This window comes from Bradyrhizobium sp. USDA3010 (assembly GCF_056429065.1).
On sequence record NZ_JBWJZD010000024.1, the window covers coordinates 63,225 to 81,935 of the forward strand.

12 protein-coding genes and 1 tRNA gene are annotated in these 18,711 nt (G+C 63.6%); 7 read left to right on the plus strand and 6 right to left on the minus strand.

Annotated features, from left to right (window positions below):
* The first annotated feature begins 162 nt into the window (after window positions 1–162).
* Both AC066Y_RS29595 and AC066Y_RS29600 read left to right on the plus strand, forming a co-directional pair.
* Window positions 163–4,995 carry an NAD-glutamate dehydrogenase gene (locus AC066Y_RS29595; RefSeq protein ID WP_478276950.1) on the plus strand — a complete coding sequence of 1,611 codons (4,833 nt, stop codon included), beginning with the start codon at window positions 163–165 and terminating at the stop codon, window positions 4,993–4,995.
* Between the two features lie 75 nt (window positions 4,996–5,070).
* On the plus strand, window positions 5,071–5,424 hold the full coding sequence (locus AC066Y_RS29600) for a hypothetical protein (RefSeq protein WP_478276951.1): 354 nt from the start codon (window positions 5,071–5,073) through the stop codon (window positions 5,422–5,424).
* A 139-nt stretch (window positions 5,425–5,563) separates the two neighbouring features.
* On the opposite strand, the gene AC066Y_RS29605 is transcribed toward AC066Y_RS29600, so the two are convergent.
* On the minus strand, window positions 5,564–8,350 hold the full coding sequence (locus AC066Y_RS29605) for a UPF0182 family membrane protein (RefSeq protein WP_478276952.1): 2,787 nt from the start codon (window positions 8,348–8,350) through the stop codon (window positions 5,564–5,566).
* Window positions 8,351–8,573: 223 nt separating this feature from the next.
* Window positions 8,574–8,648, minus strand: a tRNA-Glu gene (locus AC066Y_RS29610).
* A gap of 497 nt (window positions 8,649–9,145) precedes the next feature.
* On the opposite strand from AC066Y_RS29610, the gene AC066Y_RS29615 reads away from it, so the two are divergent.
* The 3 genes from AC066Y_RS29615 (at window position 9,146) to AC066Y_RS29625 (ending at window position 12,341) form a co-directional block, all read left to right on the plus strand.
* A complete protein-coding gene (locus tag AC066Y_RS29615) occupies window positions 9,146–9,598 on the plus strand; it encodes a (2Fe-2S)-binding protein (protein ID WP_092124185.1) in 453 nt (150 codons plus the stop codon).
* A 1-nt stretch (window position 9,599) separates the two neighbouring features.
* Window positions 9,600–11,927: a xanthine dehydrogenase family protein molybdopterin-binding subunit gene (locus AC066Y_RS29620; RefSeq protein WP_478276953.1), complete on the plus strand. Its 2,328-nt coding sequence runs from the start codon at window positions 9,600–9,602 to the stop codon at window positions 11,925–11,927.
* Between the two features lie 141 nt (window positions 11,928–12,068).
* On the plus strand, window positions 12,069–12,341 hold the full coding sequence (locus AC066Y_RS29625) for a hypothetical protein (protein ID WP_478276954.1): 273 nt from the start codon (window positions 12,069–12,071) through the stop codon (window positions 12,339–12,341).
* Between the two features lie 148 nt (window positions 12,342–12,489).
* Here AC066Y_RS29625 and AC066Y_RS29630 read toward each other — a convergent pair whose 3' ends face one another.
* The 3 genes from AC066Y_RS29630 to AC066Y_RS29640 form a co-directional block, all read right to left on the minus strand.
* A complete protein-coding gene (locus AC066Y_RS29630) occupies window positions 12,490–14,220 on the minus strand; it encodes a methanol/ethanol family PQQ-dependent dehydrogenase (protein WP_478276955.1) in 1,731 nt (576 codons plus the stop codon).
* A 123-nt stretch (window positions 14,221–14,343) separates the two neighbouring features.
* Window positions 14,344–14,991: a QcrA and Rieske domain-containing protein gene (locus AC066Y_RS29635; RefSeq protein ID WP_478276956.1), complete on the minus strand. Its 648-nt coding sequence runs from the start codon at window positions 14,989–14,991 to the stop codon at window positions 14,344–14,346.
* A 126-nt stretch (window positions 14,992–15,117) separates the two neighbouring features.
* Window positions 15,118–15,453 (minus strand): hypothetical protein, encoded by a 336-nt coding sequence (locus tag AC066Y_RS29640; RefSeq protein ID WP_050402671.1) that lies wholly within the window; start codon window positions 15,451–15,453, stop codon window positions 15,118–15,120.
* A 63-nt stretch (window positions 15,454–15,516) separates the two neighbouring features.
* Between AC066Y_RS29640 and AC066Y_RS29645 the strand changes: the two genes are divergently transcribed.
* Window positions 15,517–16,497: an RluA family pseudouridine synthase gene (locus tag AC066Y_RS29645; RefSeq protein WP_478276996.1), complete on the plus strand. Its 981-nt coding sequence runs from the start codon at window positions 15,517–15,519 to the stop codon at window positions 16,495–16,497.
* A 217-nt stretch (window positions 16,498–16,714) separates the two neighbouring features.
* On the plus strand, window positions 16,715–17,611 hold the full coding sequence (gene rpoH, locus AC066Y_RS29650; RefSeq protein ID WP_021077401.1) for an RNA polymerase sigma factor RpoH: 897 nt from the start codon (window positions 16,715–16,717) through the stop codon (window positions 17,609–17,611).
* 121 nt (window positions 17,612–17,732) lie between these two features.
* Here the strand turns inward: rpoH and AC066Y_RS29655 are convergent, their stop codons facing one another.
* Window positions 17,733–18,626, minus strand: coding sequence for a L,D-transpeptidase (locus AC066Y_RS29655; RefSeq protein ID WP_478276957.1), 894 nt, complete (start codon window positions 18,624–18,626; stop codon window positions 17,733–17,735).
* Between the last annotated feature and the right edge of the window lie 85 nt (window positions 18,627–18,711).

Consider the following 18,711-nt stretch of genomic DNA (forward strand, 5'->3'; position numbering starts at 1 on the left):
CTTGGATAGCTTTGGGATCGGAGTATTGTCGTCGGGAGTTGTCGCGACTTTGAGACCGGGGATTTCGCGTACGCACTCGATCGCGGTCAAGGCTGTGGCGCTCGAAGCGATGCACTCCAGAATCAAGCTGATGATCGCGAACGCGATCGGACGGCGCGGCAAATGGAGGACATTATGGCTTGGCGTGACGATAAGGCCCGTTCAACCCTGATCCGCGATGCCGCGGGAAGCGTGCAGCCGGGCAAGGCGCCCCGGAGCTTTGCCGAACTTCTGTTCGGCTACACCAATGTCGAGGACCTCGCCAATCACGATGCCCTGTCGCTGGCCTTCCTGGCGGAACAAGCCTGGGAGCACGTGCAGCAGCGTACGGCCGGCAGCGCCGATATCCGTGTCGTCAATCCGATGATGCCGGACGGGCGCGAGATTTCCGTGCTCGAGATTCTCAACGACAACATGCCCTTCCTGTTCGATTCCACGACGGCGGAGCTGGCCGAGCAAGGCATCGAAGTCACCCTCGTCGCTCACCCGATCCTGGCGGTGGAGCGCGACAGCCAAGGCAAGCTCCTGCGCTTCCACGGCGAAACGCTGCCGGCGGGAGTAAACGGCACGCGGGAAAGCCTGATTCACCTCCACATCACCCGCCTGGACGCCGATGCCGATCGCCAGAAGCTGATCGACGGCCTCACCAGGACGTTGAACGACGTCCGCGCCTGCGTCACCGACTGGCGTGCCATGCGCGACCGGGTCGAGGACGCGATCAAGACCTTCTCTTCCAATCCGCCGCCGCTGCCGATCGACGAGGTCGCCGAGGCCAACCAGTTCCTGCAATGGCTTTGCGCGGACAATTTCACCTTCCTCGGCGTGCGCGAATATCGCTTCTCGCCCGACAGCGATGCATCCGACGACATCACGACGGGCAAAGGCCTCGGCGTCCTCCGCGATCCGGATGCGAAGGTGCTGCGCCGCGGTAGCGAAATGGTGGTGATGACGTCGGAAATACGCGAGTTCATGCACGACCCCACCCTGCTCATCGTCATCAAGGCCAACGTCTCCAGCCGCGTTCATCGTCGCATTCGCATGGATTATGTCGGCATCAAGCTCTATACGCCCGACGGCCGGCTGGAGGGCGAATTGCGGGTCGTCGGCCTGTTCACCTCGGGCGCCTATACCCGCTCCGCACGACAGATCCCTTATGTCCGCCACAAGGTGACGCGCGCGCTGCAACGCGCCGGCTTCGACCCGAACAGCCATTCGGGCAAGGCGCTTATGCATATCCTCGAAGAATATCCGCGTGACGAACTGTTCCAGATCGACGTCGACACGCTCTACAATTTCATCATGGAGATCCTGATCCTCTACGAGCGTCCGCGCGTCCGCGCGCTGGCGCGGGTGGACAAGTTCGATCGCTTCGTCTCCATTCTCACTTTCATTCCGCGCGACAAATACGACACGGACGTCCGCACCCGCGTCGGTGCCTTCCTGTCGCAGGTCTACAAGGGGACGCTGTCGGCCTCCTACGTTTCATTCCCTGAAGGGGCGCTTGTGCGCGTCCACTACATCATCGGGCGCTATGACGGCAAAACTCCCGTCGTCGAACGCGCCACGCTCGAAGCCGGGATCAGCGCCATTGCCGCGACGTGGGCCGACAAGCTGAAGGCCGCGCTCACTGCCTCTACCGACGGCATGCGGGCGCGCATGCTCACCAACCGATATGCCCAGGCGTTTAGCGGCGGCTATACCGAGGTGTTCAGCGCGGAACGGGCGATCACCGATATCGCCACCATCGAAAAGCTTACGCCAACCCGCCCCGTGGCGATTTCGGTTTACCGTGACGAAAGCGAGGCCGATCAAAAGCGCTTCGGACTGAGGGTGTTTTCGCACGGCGCGCCCCTGTCGCTGTCCTACCGCGTGCCCGTGATCGAAAATCACGGCCTGCATGTGGTCAACGAACGCACCTATCAGATCGCGCCGCGCGCCACGCCGGCGCCCCCGCCGGTTTGGCTCCACGAGATGACGATCGAAGCCAGCGACGGCCAGCCGATCACGATCAGCCCGGAATTCAGCCATCGCCTTGAAGCCTCGATCATGGCGGTGGTCCGCGATCACGCCGAATCCGATGGATACAACGGCCTGATCCTGCGCACCGCCCTGGGCTGGCGGGAAGTCTCGACCATCCGGGCACTGTCCCGTTACCTGCACCAGATCCGCGCGCCGTTCACCCAGGATTATATGTGGGAGACCTTGCGCAAGAACGCCGCGATCACGGCCAACCTCGTCGCGTTGTTCCAGACCCGCCTCGATCCACGCCTCGCCTCCACGGATGCCGAGCGCTCGGCACGCGAGACGGCCCTGCTTGCCGAGGTCGAGGAGCAACTCAAATCCGTCGCCTCGCTGGACGAGGACCGCATCCTGCGCCGTTTCACCAACCTGGTGCAGGCGACGATTCGCACCAATCTGTGGCAGATCGGCGAGGATGGACATCCGCGTCCGGTGATCTCCTTCAAGTTCGACGCGCGCCGGATCGACGACCTGCCGGCTCCACGACCTCTCTACGAGATCTTCGTCTATTCACCTCGTGTCGAAGGTATTCACCTGCGCTTCGGCAAGGTTGCGCGCGGTGGCTTGCGCTGGTCCGACCGGCCGCAGGATTTCCGCACCGAGATCCTCGGCCTCGTGAAAGCGCAGCAGGTCAAGAACGCCGTGATCGTGCCGGTCGGCGCCAAGGGTGGCTTCGTGCCCAAGCGCCTGCCGCCGCCTGCCAATCGCGACGCCTGGCTCGCGGAAGGCACCGAAGCCTATCGCATCTTCGTTCGCTCGCTGCTGGAGCTCACCGACAATCTCGACGGCGACATCGTCGTGCCGCCCGACTCCACCGTGCGCCACGACGGCGACGACCCCTACCTCGTTGTCGCCGCCGACAAGGGCACCGCCACCTTCTCCGACATCGCCAACGCGATCTCGGCCGAGAAAAACCATTGGCTCGGCGATGCCTTCGCTTCCGGCGGCAGCCAGGGCTACGACCACAAGAAGATGGGGATCACGGCGCGCGGCGCCTGGGAAGCGGTCAAGCGCCACTTCCGCGAGCTCGGCACCGACATTCAGACCATGCCGTTCACCGCGGTCGGCGTGGGTGACATGTCCGGCGACGTTTTCGGCAATGGCATGCTGCTGTCGCCGGCGACAAAGCTTGTGGCGGCTTTCGATCACCGCGACATCTTCATCGATCCCGCGCCTGATCCCGCGATCAGCCTCGCCGAGCGCAAGCGTCTGTTCGACCTGCCGCGATCGAGCTGGCAGGACTACAACAAGTCGCTGATCTCGGCGGGCGGCGGCGTGTTCTCGCGCCAGCTCAAGGCGATCCCGCTCGCTCCGGAGGTACGCGCCCTGCTCGATCTCGACAAGCCGCAAGCGACGCCTTTCGAGGTGATGACGGCAATCCTGAAGGCGCGCGCGGATCTCCTGTGGTTTGGCGGCATCGGCACCTATGTCCGCTCCGCCGCGGAAAGCGACGATCAGGCCGGCGACCGCGCCAACGATCCAATCCGCATCACGGGCAGCGACGTGCGGGCCCGGGTGATCGGCGAAGGCGCCAATCTCGGCGTCACCCAGCGCGGTCGCATCGAGGCGGCGCAGAGGGGCGTCAAGCTCAACACCGACGCCATCGACAACTCGGCCGGCGTGAACACGTCCGACGTCGAGGTCAATATCAAGATTGCGCTGGCGCGGCTCGAGCGCGAGGGACGGCTCAGCCCCGCGGACCGCAACAGTCTGCTGGCCGCGATGACCGACGAGGTCGGCACGCTGGTGCTGCGCAACAACTATCTGCAGTCGCTGGCGCTCTCGCTCGCCGAACGCAAGGGCGTGGCCGAGACCGGCTTCCTCACGCGCCTGATGCAGTCGCTCGAGCAGCGCGATTTGCTCAGCCGCGCGGTGGAGTTCCTGCCCGACGACGCAGCGCTCACCGAGCGCACACGGCGCGGCCATTCCCTCACACGGCCCGAGCTTGCCGTGCTGCTCGCCTACGCCAAGCTGACGCTTCACGATGACCTGCTCGTCACCAGCGTGCCCGATGATCCCTATCTTGCCCGGGAACTATCCCAGTATTTTCCGCGCGAGGTTCAGGACAAATTCCCGACAGCGGTCGAATTCCACCGCCTGCGGCGGGAGATCATCGCGACGAGCCTCGCCAATGCGGTGATCAACCGCGGCGGCCCGGCCTGTGTCGTGCGCCTGATCGACGAGACGGACGCCGATATCCCGACCATCGTCATGGCCTATGTGGCAGTCGATGAATGCTACGGGCTCAAGTGGCTCAGTGACGCGATCGATGCACTCGATACCTGCATCGACGGGCAGGTGCAGCTGTCCCTCTACGCGTCTGTCCAGGACCTCCTGCTCTCCCGCATGGTCTGGTACGTGCGCAATGTTGATTTCAAGGACGGGCTGGAGGCCGTCGTCGCGCGCTTCGGCCCGGCTATCCGCCAGATCGTCGCAGGGCTCGACACCGCGCTGCCGCCGGACTTGCAGGCCGCACGTGCCAAGCGTCGGCAGGACCTGACCGATGCCGGTGTCCCGGCCGGCCTCGCCGGCGAACTCGCCGATCTCGACGCTCTGGCATCGGCACCCGATATCGTGACGGTCGCCGAGCGCACCGCCCGCCCCATCGGCGACGCCGCCGCGACCTTCTTCGCCGCCGAAGCGAATTTCCGCCTCGACCGCATCGTCGCCGCCGCGCGCAGCGTGCCGGCAAACGATTATTTCGAACGCATGGCGATCGATCGCGCCGTTGAGCAGATCGCTGGCGCCGAAAGAAGACTGGCCGCGGATATGCTGGCAACCGGGCAGTCCGGCCAGCAGGCTGTCGAGACCTGGCTCGCGGCCCACCCCGAAGCGACGCGCATCCGCCGCTCGGTCGAGGAGATCGCGGCCAGCGGCCTGACGCTCGCCAAGCTGACGGTGGCGGCGAACCTGCTGGGGGACCTGGTCAAAGCCTGAGGCGTGCGAGGCGGCGATGTGAAACTCCAAGAGCAATGCCAGCGCAGGTTGTTAGCCGGCGAACGGAGGAATCCAATGATCCACGCGACTTGCCATACCGCCGATAATGTCCGCTGCATCGAGTTCGATGCCACACCCTGGTTCAGCGAGGCTGACGCTCCGAGCATTATCGATTTGGCCCAGCGAGGATGGGCCAGCACAGCGATTGCAGATTCCCTCGAGCGCCGACGAGGCTATGAACGCTTGCACGACCTCGTTGAGTATGCGGCGAAGCGACTGCAACCGGAATCGCTGGAGGACCCAACCTGGGAAACCTTCGCGTGCGTTGTCGATGGACCCGACGCCGTGGCCTGGCTCGAGAGCAACCGGCCGGAGATCGTGGCAAGGATCCGGAACGTCACCGGAGGCACCAGCAATTGCGACGATTGATCGGCGGCATCGCAGGCGACGCGGAAATGGCGCGCCGTCCAGAACAAGACTGCGAACTCTTATGTCATTGAAATTGAAATGTAGCCTTTAACAGCACCCAATTGAGGCGCGCGTCCGCGCTCACGATTCCCCCGCGCCATTAGTGACCGACGGAGCGCCGGTTCATTTCCTCCAGGGGCTCGCGCAGGGCATCGAACTGCGTGCCGAAACCTTTCAAGTCTCCGGCCTTCAATCGCTCCACCGCCTGATTGTAGCGATCGAGCGCCTGCTGCGCCGGGCTCGCCGCCCCGCCCGCAGGGGACACCGCTTCCGTTGCGTTTGAAACGGCCGGCACCGCACCAGGCTCTGCGAACAACGCGGCCAGGGCATCAGCGAGCGTCTCCTTCATCACGACATGCTCACCGTAGGCTGCGATCACGCGTTTCAGCTCCGGCAGGTGACCAAGCTCGGCGCGCATATAGAGCGGCGAGACATAAAGGATCGAGTTCTCGATCGGGATCACCAGCAGGTTCGCACCGCGTATCACCCGCGAGCCCATCTGATTCCACAGCGTGAGTTGTTGCGAGATCTCGGTGTTCTGGTTGATCCGCGCCTCGATCTGAAACGGCCCGTAGACAAGCTTGTCCTTTGGGAATTCGTAGACGATCAGTTTGCCGTAGTCGGGCGCGTCGCAACGCGCAGCGAGCCACGCGATCATGTTGTCGCGACGGCTCGGCACCATGGGAAGCATCAGGAAGAACTCGGCCTGCGGCTCGCCGGGCAGCCGCATGATGATGTAATAGGGGGTCATCACCGAGGTGCCATCGCCGCCCGGCTGTCGCGGAAACTGCCAGAAGTCCTCGCGGTTATAGAAAGTTTCGGCCTGCTCCATGTGATAGGTTTGATAGAGCCGCGCCTGAATCAGGAACAGATCTTCCGGATAGCGAATGTGCTTCTGCAAATCCGCCGGCATGGCCGTGAACGGCTTGAACAGGCTCGGAAAGATGCGCTGGTAGGTCGCTGCAATGGGGTCGCGTGGGTCGATCAGATAGAAATCGACCGTCCCGTTATAGGCATCGACGACAATTTTCACCGAATTCCTGATGTAGTTGAGATCGAGCTCCGGCACGGGCTGCGCGGAGGGGAAATAGGAGCTCGTGGTGTAGGCGTCCTGTATCCAGAACAGCCGCCCGTTGCTGATGACCAGATAGGGATCATGATCGAGCCTGAGGAATGGAGCGATCATGCGCACCCGTTCCGTGATATTGCGCCGGATCATGATCCGGCTGTCGGCCGTGATGTAGCTTGAGAGGACCAGATTCGCGTCATTGAAGTAGTAGGCGAACAGCGTTCTCCATCCCAATGCTCCGATCGGAACACCGCCACTGCCGTCATAGGCCGCATAGACGTTGTCTTTCCCCTTTGGATAATCGAACTCCGGGATGCTGGCCTTGACGATGACGTAGTCGTCGCTCTCTTCGCCGAAGTAGATGCGCGGTTCCTCGATCCTGGGGCCGCCGTCCGCAACCGGCGGAATATCGCGCAAATAGAAGAACGGCAGTCCTTCCGTGCTCTTGCGGGTGACCGGGCTCATCACCGCGCCGTTGCCGTGCGTAAACAGCACGTGGCGGTTGACCCAGGTCTGGGCATTCGCCGGCAGCAGCGAGGCCCGCAGTTCGCGGGCCGAGAGCATCACGCTCTGGTAAGAGCCGTCGAGCCAGTAGCGATCGACGTCAAGATCGTGGAATTTGTAGTAGGTACGGATCTCCTGCAGTTGCGCGTAGGTATTCGACAGCGGCAGCCAGTCCCAGAGCCGTATATTGTCGATGGTGGCCTTGTTCGCTTCCAGCGTCTTGAAGGTCAGGCGCTGTTCGGCGGCAAACGGCTTGGCTGCGATCCGGTCGAGATTGTAGGCCTGCCTGGTGAGCGCGATGTTGCGTTCAATGTACGGCTTCTCCAGCTGCAACTCCGTCGGTTTGACGACGAAGTGCCGGAACAGCGAAGGGACGATGCTCGACAGCACGACAGAGCCGGCGCCGACGAGGATGAACCCGGCGGCAAGAAGCCGGTAGGTGCGGGCGCGCAAATTGGCCCATGCGATGAACGCCGCGATGATCGAAATCCCGATCATCAGCCACAGGGCCGGCAGCCCCAGATGGACATCGGTGTAGCTTGCCCCGACCACGACACCATTGTCGCCGTAGAGCAGCAGATAGCGGTCGAGCCCATAGGACCAGGCCTTCACCGCGAACAGAAGGCCAACCAGCCCCGAGCCATGTGCGATCACCGTCGGCGAGATCGATCGGTTGTGAACATCGTACTCGATGTCGCCGCGCGCCCAATAGATCGCTCCGGCAAACAGCGCGCTCAGGACGATTGCGAGCAGCATCCAGTTTTTGATCGCGAGATAGGCGGGTAGCGCAAAGAGATAGAAGCCGATGTCCCTGTTGTAGAGCGGATCCTCCGCGCCATAGGGCACGTGGTAGAGAAACTGCAGGAAGATGCCCCAATTACCGGCTTCGCTTGCGGCAACCAGCACGCCGAGCAAACCTGCACCGAGCGCGATGAACCAGGGCCGGGTCAATCGATCGCGCAGTATTGCGGACGGATCGGGGGGCGGCGGCAAAACACCGGCCACCTTCCACGGGGCGGCCGGAATCTGTCGCGGCTGCTGCATCGCAAACCGCGCCGCCAGCACTCCGTTCAGCCAGAGGACGACGGCGGTCGCCGCCAAGACCGCGAAAAAGACGGTCGCCTTGGCGCCGATCGCCGTCAGGAAAACCTCGAGATAGCCGATCGAGGAAAACCAAAGCCAATCGACCAGGAAGTCGCTCGCGAACGAGAGCAGGATCAGGCAAATCGTGATGACGACGGCCGCAACGATCAGCCTGACCACGCCACTTTGCCGTGGTACCTTCCGGCCGGGTCCGGTAATCCCGATCGTCATGACTTGATCATAGCGGAAATGAGCGACGCCCGCCGCTTGATTTATGGGCCGAACTGCCCGCCAAGGCGGGCGACGCGGATGCTCAAAGCTCCGTCGCCGGGACCGCGGACGAGCACAAGCGCCAGACTCAGCTGACGCAGGCCGGCGCGATCAATCAGCTATCGAGCAGAAGGACGCTCGCGAACGGAGGCGCGTCGTACAATGTCGAGGAAAACCGAACATTTGGCGCTCCCTAGGGGAATCGAACCCCTGTTTCAGCCTTGAGAGGGCCGCGTCCTAACCGCTAGACGAAGGGAGCGTTGAGGGGGAAGGCAATAGCCTTGAAATCGGCCTGCCGCAAGATGGCTTGTGCGTTGCGGCGGGGATTTTGTCATCCATGCTTACCGTCCCGTGCCGGCGATTTCGGCACGGGAGCGGCCCCGGAACGCCCCCTGCGCCTGCGGGGCCTCAGCGCACGGACCAGCGACGCGGCCGCGCCGCGCGCATGATGGCCACCTCCGGATGTCATGTCTGCATCGTGCACGGCCCTGCTTTCGCCAAACGGAAATGCAAAACACCTGCCTGTGAAGTCACCCGGCGGCCCGCCTCTGCTAACATCGCAGCTCTTCACCATGCTGCGCCGGGCAGGCGCTCGAGACGCGAGAGGAGTGCTTGGAACAAAGCGCAAGCCCGCAGGCACGACAATTTGGCTCACGAATATCTTGGCAAAAACAAACATCAACGCGGCCGCAGGCCATGGAAGACGTTCCGCCCTGCCCGCACCGGTCAATAGCTTAAGCAGAGCGAGGACAGACCATGATCAAACTAAAAATCAACGGCCAGGAACAGAATTGGGATGGCGACCCGGATCTTTCGCTGCTCTGGTATCTGCGTGACGAAGCCGGCCTCACCGGCACCAAGTTCGGCTGCGGCCAGGCCCTGTGCGGCGCCTGCACCGTGATCATCGACAAGGAAGCGGTGCGCGCCTGCATCACCTCGGTCTCCGACGTCGCCGGCCGCGAGGTCACCACCATCGAGGGGCTGCACCCAACCGGCGACCATCCGGTGCAGAAGGCGTGGCGCCAGGTCAATGTTCCGCAGTGCGGCTACTGCCAGGCCGGCCAGATCATGCAGGCCGCGGCGCTGCTGGACCAGAACCCGAAGCCCAACCACGACCAGATCCGCGAAGCCATGTCGGGCAACATCTGCCGCTGCGGCTGCTACCAGCGGATCGAGAATGCCGTCCATCTCGCATCGACGGGAGTGTGACATGAACATCCGCACCAACATACCCACCAATTCCGGCAAGCTCCGCGGCTTCGAGAAGCACGTGAAGGTCGAGAACCTCTCGCGCCGCAGCATCCTCAAGGGTCTCGGCATCGCCGGCTCTTTCGTGCTCGCTGCGCCCGTGATGACGCGCCAGGCGTTCGCCTATGAGACCGGCGCGGGCAAGATGCCGCACGGCGTCGTGGTCGATCCGCGCGTGTTCGTCGCGATCGCCCCCGATGGCGTCGTCACCATCCTGGCGCACCGCGCCGAGATGGGCACCGGCGTCCGCACCAGCCTGCCCTTGATCGTCGCCGAGGAAATGGAGGCCGATTGGTCGCGCGTCCATGTCCAGCAGGCGCATGGCGACGAGGTCAAGTTCGGCAACCAGGATACCGACGGCTCGCGCAGCACGCGGCACTATCTGATCCCGATGCGCCAGATCGGCGCCTCCGCGCGCTCGATGCTGGAAGCCGCCGCCGCCAAGAAATGGGGCGTGCCGGTGACCGAGGTGAAGGCGCAGAACCACGAGGTCGTCCACAGCTCAAGCGGACGCAAGATCGGCTTCGGCGATCTCGCGGCCGATGCCGCCAAGGAGTCGGTGCCGAGCATCGAGGGCCTCAAGCTGAAGGATCCGAAGAACTTCCGCTATCTCGGCAAGGGCCAGGTCTCGATCGTCGACCTGCACGACATCACCACCGGCAAGGCGCAGTACGGCGCCGATGTCCGCCTGCCCGGCCTGAAATACGCGGTCATCGCCCGTCCGCCGGTCACCGGCGGCAAGCTCAAGTCGTTCGATGACAGCGCGGCGATGAAGGTGCCCGGCGTCGAGAAGGTCATGGAGGTCAAAGGCTGGCCCTGGCCGTCCAAGTTCCAGCCGCTCGGCGGCGTGGCCGTGATCGCACGCAACACCGGTGCCGCGATCAAGGGCCGCGACCAGCTGAAGATCGTCTGGGATGACGGCGCCAACGCCAAGTACGATTCCGTCACCTATCGTGCCTCGCTCGAGGAAGCCGCGCGCAAGCCCGGGCTCATCGTGCGCAAGGAAGGCGACGTCGATGTGGCGCTGAAGAGCGCCGACAAGGTGATCGTCGGCGAATATTACCTGCCGCATCTCGCCCATGTTAGCATGGAGCCGCCGGTCGCGGTTGCCGACGTCAAGGGCGACAAGGCCCAGATCTGGGCGCCGGTGCAGAGCCCCGGCGGCACCCGCGAGGATGTCGCCAAGACGCTCGGAATCCCCGAGGACAATGTCACCGTCAACGTGACGCTGCTCGGCGGCGGCTTCGGCCGCAAGTCGAAATGCGACTTCGCGCTCGAGGCGGCCTTGCTGTCGAAGGAACTCGGCGCGCCGGTCAAGGTGCAGTGGACCCGTGAGGACGATGTGCATCACGACTTCCTGCACACGGTCTCCGTGGAACGGATCGAGGCGGGTCTCGACAAGAGCGGCAAGGTGATCGCGTGGCGGCACCGCAGCGTGGCGCCGACCATCGCCTCGACCTTCGCCGCCGGCGCCAACCACGAAGCGCCGTTCGAGCTCGGCATGGGCCTGATCGACAATCCGTTCGAGATCGCCAATTTGCAGTGCGAGAATCCGGAAGCGGCCGCGTTCACGCGGATCGGCTGGTTCCGCTCGGTGTCCAACATCCCGCGCGCCTTCGCGGTGCAATCCATGGTCGGGGAGATCGCGCATGCGACGGGCCGCGACCAGAAGGACATGCTGCTGGAGCTGATCGGAAGCTCGCGGATCGTCAACCTGTCCTCGGTGAAGGATCCCTGGAACTACGGCGAGCCCTATGACAGCTACCCGATCGACACCGCGCGGCTACGCAAGGTGGTCGAACTGGTCGCCGAGAAGGGCGAGTGGGGCCGTAGCGTGCCGAAAGGCCATGGCCTCGGCATCGCCGTGCATCGTTCCTTCGTCAGCTACATCGCGACCATCGTCGAGGTGGCGGTTGACGACAAGGGTAAGCTCACGGTGCCGCGGGTCGACACCGCGATCGATTGCGGCACCTACGTCAACCCGGAGCGGATCGCCTCGCAGATCGAAGGCGCCGCGATCATGGGGCTGAGCCTCGCCAAATATGGCGAGATCAGCTTCAAGGACGGCAAGGTGCAGCAGAGCAATTTCGACGACTTCCCGGTGATCCGGATCGACGAGTCGCCTGTGATCACCAACGTCTACATCGTGCCGCCCGGGGCAGACACCCCGCCCAGCGGCGTCGGCGAACCCGGCGTGCCGCCGTTCGCACCGGCGCTGAGCAACGCGATCTTTGCCGCCACCGGAAAGCGCATCCGGGCCCTTCCGATCGGCAAGCAGCTGGAGACCTGAGGCAGGAACGTTAGCTGAAGCGGACCGTTCTCATCGATCCGAGGCATGATCCGGAAAAGTGCGAAGCAGATTTCCGAGAAGATCATGCCCCAGCAAATCATCTAAAGCGCGATCCAGATCGCGCTTTAGAGGAGCAGATCGATGAGAACCCCACCTCGAAAATTCCGGACGCTCGCGGCGATCTTCTCCGCGGACGTCTTGCTTTTTGCGACACAGGCAGCGTTTGCACAGACCGCCTCGCCGCCGAGCACGACCGCGACGCGTCCAGCGAAAGTGCTGCCCGACCAGACCTCGGTTCCGAGCAGCGGTCCACCCTCGACCACCGGCCAAGCCACCGGCGAGGCCAGCCGTGATCCGACGATCAAGCAGATGAACGAGGACGAGAAGCAGAAGGTCGACACCAAAGGCAAGTAGCGCATGATCCGGAAGGATCATGCTGAAAGCCAAAGCGGACCGGGAAGCGGCGGTCTCCCCAACCGCCGCTTCCCGATCGCATCGCCCCCTATCGGTTGGCGCGTTTTCTAAAGCTTCGGTTCTAGAAGCGAAGCTCCGATCGCGCGCCCTACTTCTTGTTGAGCGCGAACACCCAGATCACGCCGCCTTGCGGCACGTTGTTCTCGAAGCCCGCGACCTTGCCGGCGAGCGCGTCCTGGATGCGCTGCGCGTCGACGCCCCAGCCCGACTGGACCGCGATGTATTGCGTGCCATCGACCTCATAGGACATCGGCATCGCCATGATGCCGGAGTTGGTCTTCTGCTCCCACAACAGTTCGCCGGTCTTGGCATTGAAGATGCGGAAGGCGCGGTCGTTGGTGCCGCCGGCGAGAACCAGATCGCCCGCAGTCGCAGTCACCGCACCGAACAGCTGCGACGTCTTGTAGTCGTGCTGCCAGACCTTCTTGCCGGTGACCGGATCCCATGCCTGCAACTCGCCGAAATGATCGGCGTTCGGTGCCGGCGTCAGGCCGATGTCCTCCGGCTTGGTGCCGAGCCAGAGCTGGCCGGGAACCAAGGGTTGCTTCTCGCCGGTGAAGCCGCCGCAGAAGTTTTCATTGGCGGGAACGTAGACGAGCTTGGTGTTCGGGCTATAGGCCGCCGACGGCCAGTCCTTGCCGCCCCACAGCGACGGGCAGAACTCGACCCGCTTGCCGATCACGGGCTTATGCTCGGGATCGACGATCGGCCGGCCGGTCTCGGCCTCGATGCCCTTCCAGACATTGGTCTTCACGAACGGCCAGCCGGCGACATAGTTGATCTTGTCCGGCTTGCGCTCCAGCACCCAGAAGATCGCATCGCGGCCGGGATGAACCAGGCTCTTGAACGACCGCCCGTCGCGCTGCATGTCGATCAGCATCGGCGCATCGACCTCGTCCCAGTCCCAGGAATCGTTCTGGTGATACTGGAAGTGGGTCTTGATCTTGCCGCTGTCGGGATCGAGCGCGAGCACCGAGCTGGTGTAGAGATTGTCGCCGGCATGCATCGAGCCGGGCCATGGCGCGGCGTTGCCGACGCCCCAATAGACCGTCTTGGTGTCCTTGTCGTAGGTGCCGGTCATCCAGGCCGATCCGCCGCCCGACTTCCAGTCGTCGCCGCTCCAGGTCTCGTGACCGGGCTCGCCTTCGCCGGGGATGGTGAAGGTGCGCCACAGCTCCTTGCCGCTGTTGGCGTCGTAGGCGACGACATAGCCGCGCACGCCGAACTCACCGCCGGACCCGCCGACGATCACCTTGCCGTCGACCACCAGCGGCATCAGCGTCATGTACTGACCCTTCTTGTAGTCCTGGACCTTGGTGTCCCAGACCACCTTGCCGGTCTTGGCATCGAGCGCGACGACGTGGTCGTCGGTGGTGGCGAGATAGAGCTTGTCCTCCCACAGCCCAACGCCGCGGCTCGTCGGATGCAGCTGGAACAGGTCATCGGGAAGCTGCCGCTTGTAGCGCCAGTACTCGTCGCCGGTCTTGGCGTTGAGCGCGATCACCTGCCCCATCGGGGTCGCGACGAACATCACGCCGTTGTTGACGATCGGCGGCGCCTCATGGCCCTCGATGACGCCGGTCGAGAAGGTCCAGGCCGGCTTGAGGTCCTTGACGTTGGATGTGTTGATCTGGTTGAGCGGACTGAAACCCTGTCCGTCATAGGTCCGGCGGTAGAGCATCCAGTTGCCGGGTTCGGGATTTTCGAGACGCGCTGAGGTCACCGAACTGTAGTTTTCAATCGGCCCCGCGACGGCGTAGGTCGAAATGAGGCACGTGAATGCGACACAACTCGACAATAACCACTGCTTGCTTGTCATGAGATGCTACCTCCCTGCTCTGTTTTGTTTTTTCAGTTTTTGTTTTGAGCATGATCTCTTCGGAAAACCGCTTCGCACTTTTCCGGATCATGCTTTAGGTCATGCAGAACTCTCGGTGCGGCCTCATCCTCCCTGCTGAGCACCCACCTTCCCGACGAATGGCGCTGCGACCGTGATCGCGCCGTCGGCAACCGTCAGCGGCAAGGCCGCGAGGCGACGTGGCGCCGGCCCGAACACGACCTGCGCATTCTGCCGCGGATCGTATTCGGAGTTGTGACAGAGGCATTTCAGAACGTTCTTGTCGCCCTGCTCTTCCTTCAACCAGGCGGTGATCGGACATCCGGCATGCGTGCAGATGACCGAGTAGCAGACGATGCCGTCAGGCGCGCGGGCGCGCGTGGCATCGTCGAGTTCGCTCGGATCGAGCTTGACGAGCACGACCTCGTTGAGCCGCGAACCTTTGCGCACGACGGAGGTCTTCGGGTCCTGCGGCCAGGCGCGAATGGGCGGTCCGCCCAAGGTCAGATCATCCGACTTGATGACCTGGCCGGCCTTGTCGCCTTCGGCGCGCACCAGGACGTCGGCTTTTTGCGGTCGCTCACTGGCGCCGGGCTGGTCTTCATCGTCGGCGGCTGCGGGTTCGATCGCGGCGAGACAGGCGCAGCCCGCAAGCGCGGTCAACACCGCGCGACGCGTCGGGTCCGCGAACGAACCCGATGCGTCGGATTCAACTCTCTGTTCGACGGAAGCGCTGGGGTTGGACTCCGACATGGCGCAAGCTGAGCGTGCAACTCGGCCGAAAAGATGGCGGCACACATTCTCGATGTGCGAACGCATGCGCAAAAAATACGCTGCAGCTTTTGGTTGATCGACCGCGCCGCTTCGCGATTGCCTCGATCAGGGCTCGTTGACGAAGCTCAGCCTGCCGACAGGTTTCAGTGTCTTTGCATCAAATGTGCGGATCTCTGTTGCACCGCCTATATCAAGCGTGAGGACCAGCCGTTCGCCGGCGACGCCGGTTGCGACGATACGGGCGCCCTTCGGCAGCGCAGCAGTGACATCGGATACGGAAACGGGGCTTCCCTCGCTGCGATAAAGGCGGTAGCCGATGGCAATCAACACGACGGCCACGGCCAATGCCGAGGTCAGGCCCGCGATCAGCATCATGCGCCGCACCCGCGCGATCAGCGCGGCCTGGTCGGGGGTCGGTTCGGTCACAGCGGTGTCGGTCATCACAAGGCTCTATCTTTGCAACAGGTCGATTTGAATCAGGTTTCTTCGAATGGCGGTCGGAAGCTGGAGGTCATCGTCGCAGGCGACGAGGGCTCGGCCCGGCTTGACCGCGTGCTCGCACAGCGCACGCCGGAGCTGTCGCGGTCCCGGCTGAAGGCGCTGATCCTCGCCGGTTCCGTGGCCGTCAAGGACGCCGTCGTGCGCGACCCCGCTTATCATGTCGCCAAGGGCGATACGATCATAATCGACGTTCCGGAGGCCGTGCCCGCCGAGCCCCAGGGCGAGGACATCGCGCTCGATATCGTGTTCGAGGACGACGACATCATTGTCATCAACAAGCCGAAGGGCCTCGTCGTGCATCCCGCGGCCGGCCACGCCACGGGAACACTGGTCAACGCGCTGATCTCCCATTGCGGCTCGAGCCTGTCGGGCATCGGCGGGGTCAAGCGGCCGGGCATCGTGCACCGCCTCGACAAGGACACCACGGGACTGATGGTGATTGCCAAGAACGACCAGGCCCATCAGTCGCTGACCGCGCAGTTCGCCGACCACGGCCGCACCGGCCCGATGGAGCGCGGCTACATGGCGTTCGCCTGGGGCGTGCCGAACCGGCCCCACGGCACCATCGACGCGCCGATCGACCGTCATCCGCATGCCCGCGAGAAAATGGCGGTGCGCCAGAGCGGCCGCGAGGCGATCACCCATTTCGAGGTGCGAGAGAGTTTTGCCGGCCGCGACGGCAAGCCGGTCGCCTCGCTCTTGGCCTGCCGGCTCGAGACCGGGCGGACCCATCAGATCCGGGTCCACCTTGCCCATCTCGGCCATCCCCTGATGGGCGACAGCGTTTACGGCGCCCATTTCAAGACCAAGGCCGGGCAGCTCAGCGTGGAAGGTAAGGACGCACTCACCGCGCTCGATCGACAGGCCCTGCACGCCTACCTGCTGGCTTTGGAGCACCCCCGGACCGGGGAACTTTTGCACTGGGAGTCGGCTTTGCCGGAGGATTTGCTTCTCCTGCAGCGCGCCCTGGCAGCGGCGGTATGACGCACCCCCTGCTGAAAAGCCTTGCTATGACAACAGGTTATGGCTGCCACACGGGGACGTGACGTCAGCAATCCTTCCCTATCACGGACAGTTTGGTGTATGTTGCACCTGCGTTGAATATCCAACGCGGAACATCGCAGCCTGGCCGGCTTTGACCCAGCGGCCACCTGCCGGGCCCGCCGCTATCGGGGGCCTGAACCACTGGAGGGCGCAAGTAATGGCCCGTACAGCTACGTTGCCGGTCCTCAATGGAGAATCCGGCCTCTCTCGATACCTCGCCGAGATCCGCAAGTTCCCCATGCTGGAGCCCCAGCAGGAGTACATGCTCGCCAAGCGTTGGCGCGAGCACGATGATCGCGACGCGGCGCATAAGCTTGTCACCAGCCATCTCAGGCTCGTGGCCAAGATCGCCATGGGCTATCGCGGCTACGGCTTGCCGATCTCCGAGGTCGTCTCGGAAGGCAATGTCGGCCTGATGCAGGCGGTGAAGCGATTCGAGCCCGAGAAGGGCTTCCGTCTCGCCACATACGCCATGTGGTGGATCAAGGCGTCAATACAAGAGTACATCCTGCGTTCCTGGTCGCTCGTGAAGATGGGCACCACCGCGAACCAGAAGAAGCTGTTCTTCAACCTGCGCAAGGCGAAGAGCAAGATCTCCGCGCTGGAAGAGGGTGATCTCCACCCCGACCAGGTGAAGCTGATTGCCAAGCGCCTCGGCGTGACCGATCAGGACGTAGTCGACATGAATCGCCGCCTCGGCGGTGACGCGTCGCTCAACGCCCCGATCCGCGACGACGGCGAAGCCGGCGAATGGCAGGACTGGCTGGTCGACAACTCGCCCAACGCCGAAGCCTTGATGGCCGAGAGCGAGGAGTTCGATCATCGCCGCCAGGCCCTGAACGGTGCGATCGGCGTGCTCAACCCGCGCGAACGCCGCATCTTCGAGGCGCGGCGCCTGGCGGATGAGCCGATGACGCTGGAAGATCTCGCCGCCGAGTTCGGCGTGTCGCGCGAGCGCGTGCGGCAGATCGAGGTCCGCGCGTTCGAAAAGGTGCAGTCGGCCGTCAAGGGCACGATCGCCCGGCAGGAAGCCGCACTCGAAGCCGCGCACTAATCGCGCGGCGACAAGCCAACAGACACGAAAGCCGGCGGCAACGCCGGCTTTTTTGTTTTTGTCTGGTGGATGGGTATCGCCATCCTGCGAAGCTGGTTTTTGGCACGATGCTCGGATTGACCTACTGGGCATCGGCCATCTTCGGTCGAGACGACAGCAACTGCACGTTCGTTGCCGAGGGCCGGTTCGACGGCGACGCGGGGTCCTGCGTTGAGGCGGTGTAGGGCGGCGCTCCCTGGGATGGTCGATGGGCAGCTTGTGCCGGAAGCACGATCACCTTCGCGCCGATCTTCACCCGGTCATAGAGGTCCACGACGTCCTCATTGGTCAGCCGGATACAGCCGGACGAAACCCGCTTCCCAATCGTATCGGGCTTGTTGGTGCCGTGAATTCTATATTCGGTATCGCCGAGATACATCGCCCGGGCGCCGAGCGGATTGCCGGGACCGCCTGCCATGAACCGCGGCAGATAAGGCTGGCGCGAAATCATCTCTGCCGGCGGACGCCAGTCCGGCCATTCTGTTTTGCGGGCCACGGTCTGTTCACCGGACCACGTGAAACCTTCGCGGCCGACGCCGATGCCGTAGCGCATCGCCTGTCCGTCGTTCAGAACGAGGTAAAGGAATGTGTTTCCGGTATCGATGACGACGGTGCCCGGCGTCTGGTGGCTGACGTAGTCAACCACCTGCCGAACAAACCTTCCGGGAGCGTCAGCGGCTTTTGGCGTTTCGATCCGGGACGCGGGCGCTGGGACCGGAATTGGAACCGGAGCTGGCGCTGGTGCCTGCACTGGCGCCGATACGTGAACAGGAGTCGATGGTGCAGGAGCCGATGGCGTAGGACTGGATGGCGCCGGGACCTGGTGCGCGGCCTGCTTCCGTATCGGTTGAACGCTCGCCGGGCGCCACAGCAAACCGTACCCCAATGCGACAGCGGCCACGGCGCCAATTGCAACTCTTCCCGCCACCGGCAGCGCGAGCGCCTCAGTCTTCCTACGTTTGGCCCGCTTTGCCATGTCTTTCCCTCGATCCCTGTGCTTCGAACAGGTACCCAGCAAATTTTAACAAGCTTCGAAGCGATTTCGTTCAGGCTGGAAATCG

Coding starts and splice junctions, on each gene's coding strand:
- rpoH (WP_021077401.1), top strand. CDS start 16,715: ATGGCCCGTACAGCTACGTTGCCGGTCCTCAATGGAGAATCCGGCCTC.
- AC066Y_RS29595 (WP_478276950.1), top strand. CDS start 163: ATGGAGGACATTATGGCTTGGCGTGACGATAAGGCCCGTTCAACCCTG.
- AC066Y_RS29605 (WP_478276952.1), bottom strand. CDS start 8,350: ATGACGATCGGGATTACCGGACCCGGCCGGAAGGTACCACGGCAAAGT.
- AC066Y_RS29615 (WP_092124185.1), top strand. CDS start 9,146: ATGATCAAACTAAAAATCAACGGCCAGGAACAGAATTGGGATGGCGAC.
- AC066Y_RS29635 (WP_478276956.1), bottom strand. CDS start 14,991: ATGTCGGAGTCCAACCCCAGCGCTTCCGTCGAACAGAGAGTTGAATCC.
- AC066Y_RS29640 (WP_050402671.1), bottom strand. CDS start 15,453: ATGACCGACACCGCTGTGACCGAACCGACCCCCGACCAGGCCGCGCTG.
- AC066Y_RS29630 (WP_478276955.1), bottom strand. CDS start 14,220: ATGACAAGCAAGCAGTGGTTATTGTCGAGTTGTGTCGCATTCACGTGC.
- AC066Y_RS29620 (WP_478276953.1), top strand. CDS start 9,600: ATGAACATCCGCACCAACATACCCACCAATTCCGGCAAGCTCCGCGGC.
- AC066Y_RS29625 (WP_478276954.1), top strand. CDS start 12,069: ATGAGAACCCCACCTCGAAAATTCCGGACGCTCGCGGCGATCTTCTCC.
- AC066Y_RS29655 (WP_478276957.1), bottom strand. CDS start 18,626: ATGGCAAAGCGGGCCAAACGTAGGAAGACTGAGGCGCTCGCGCTGCCG.
- AC066Y_RS29600 (WP_478276951.1), top strand. CDS start 5,071: ATGATCCACGCGACTTGCCATACCGCCGATAATGTCCGCTGCATCGAG.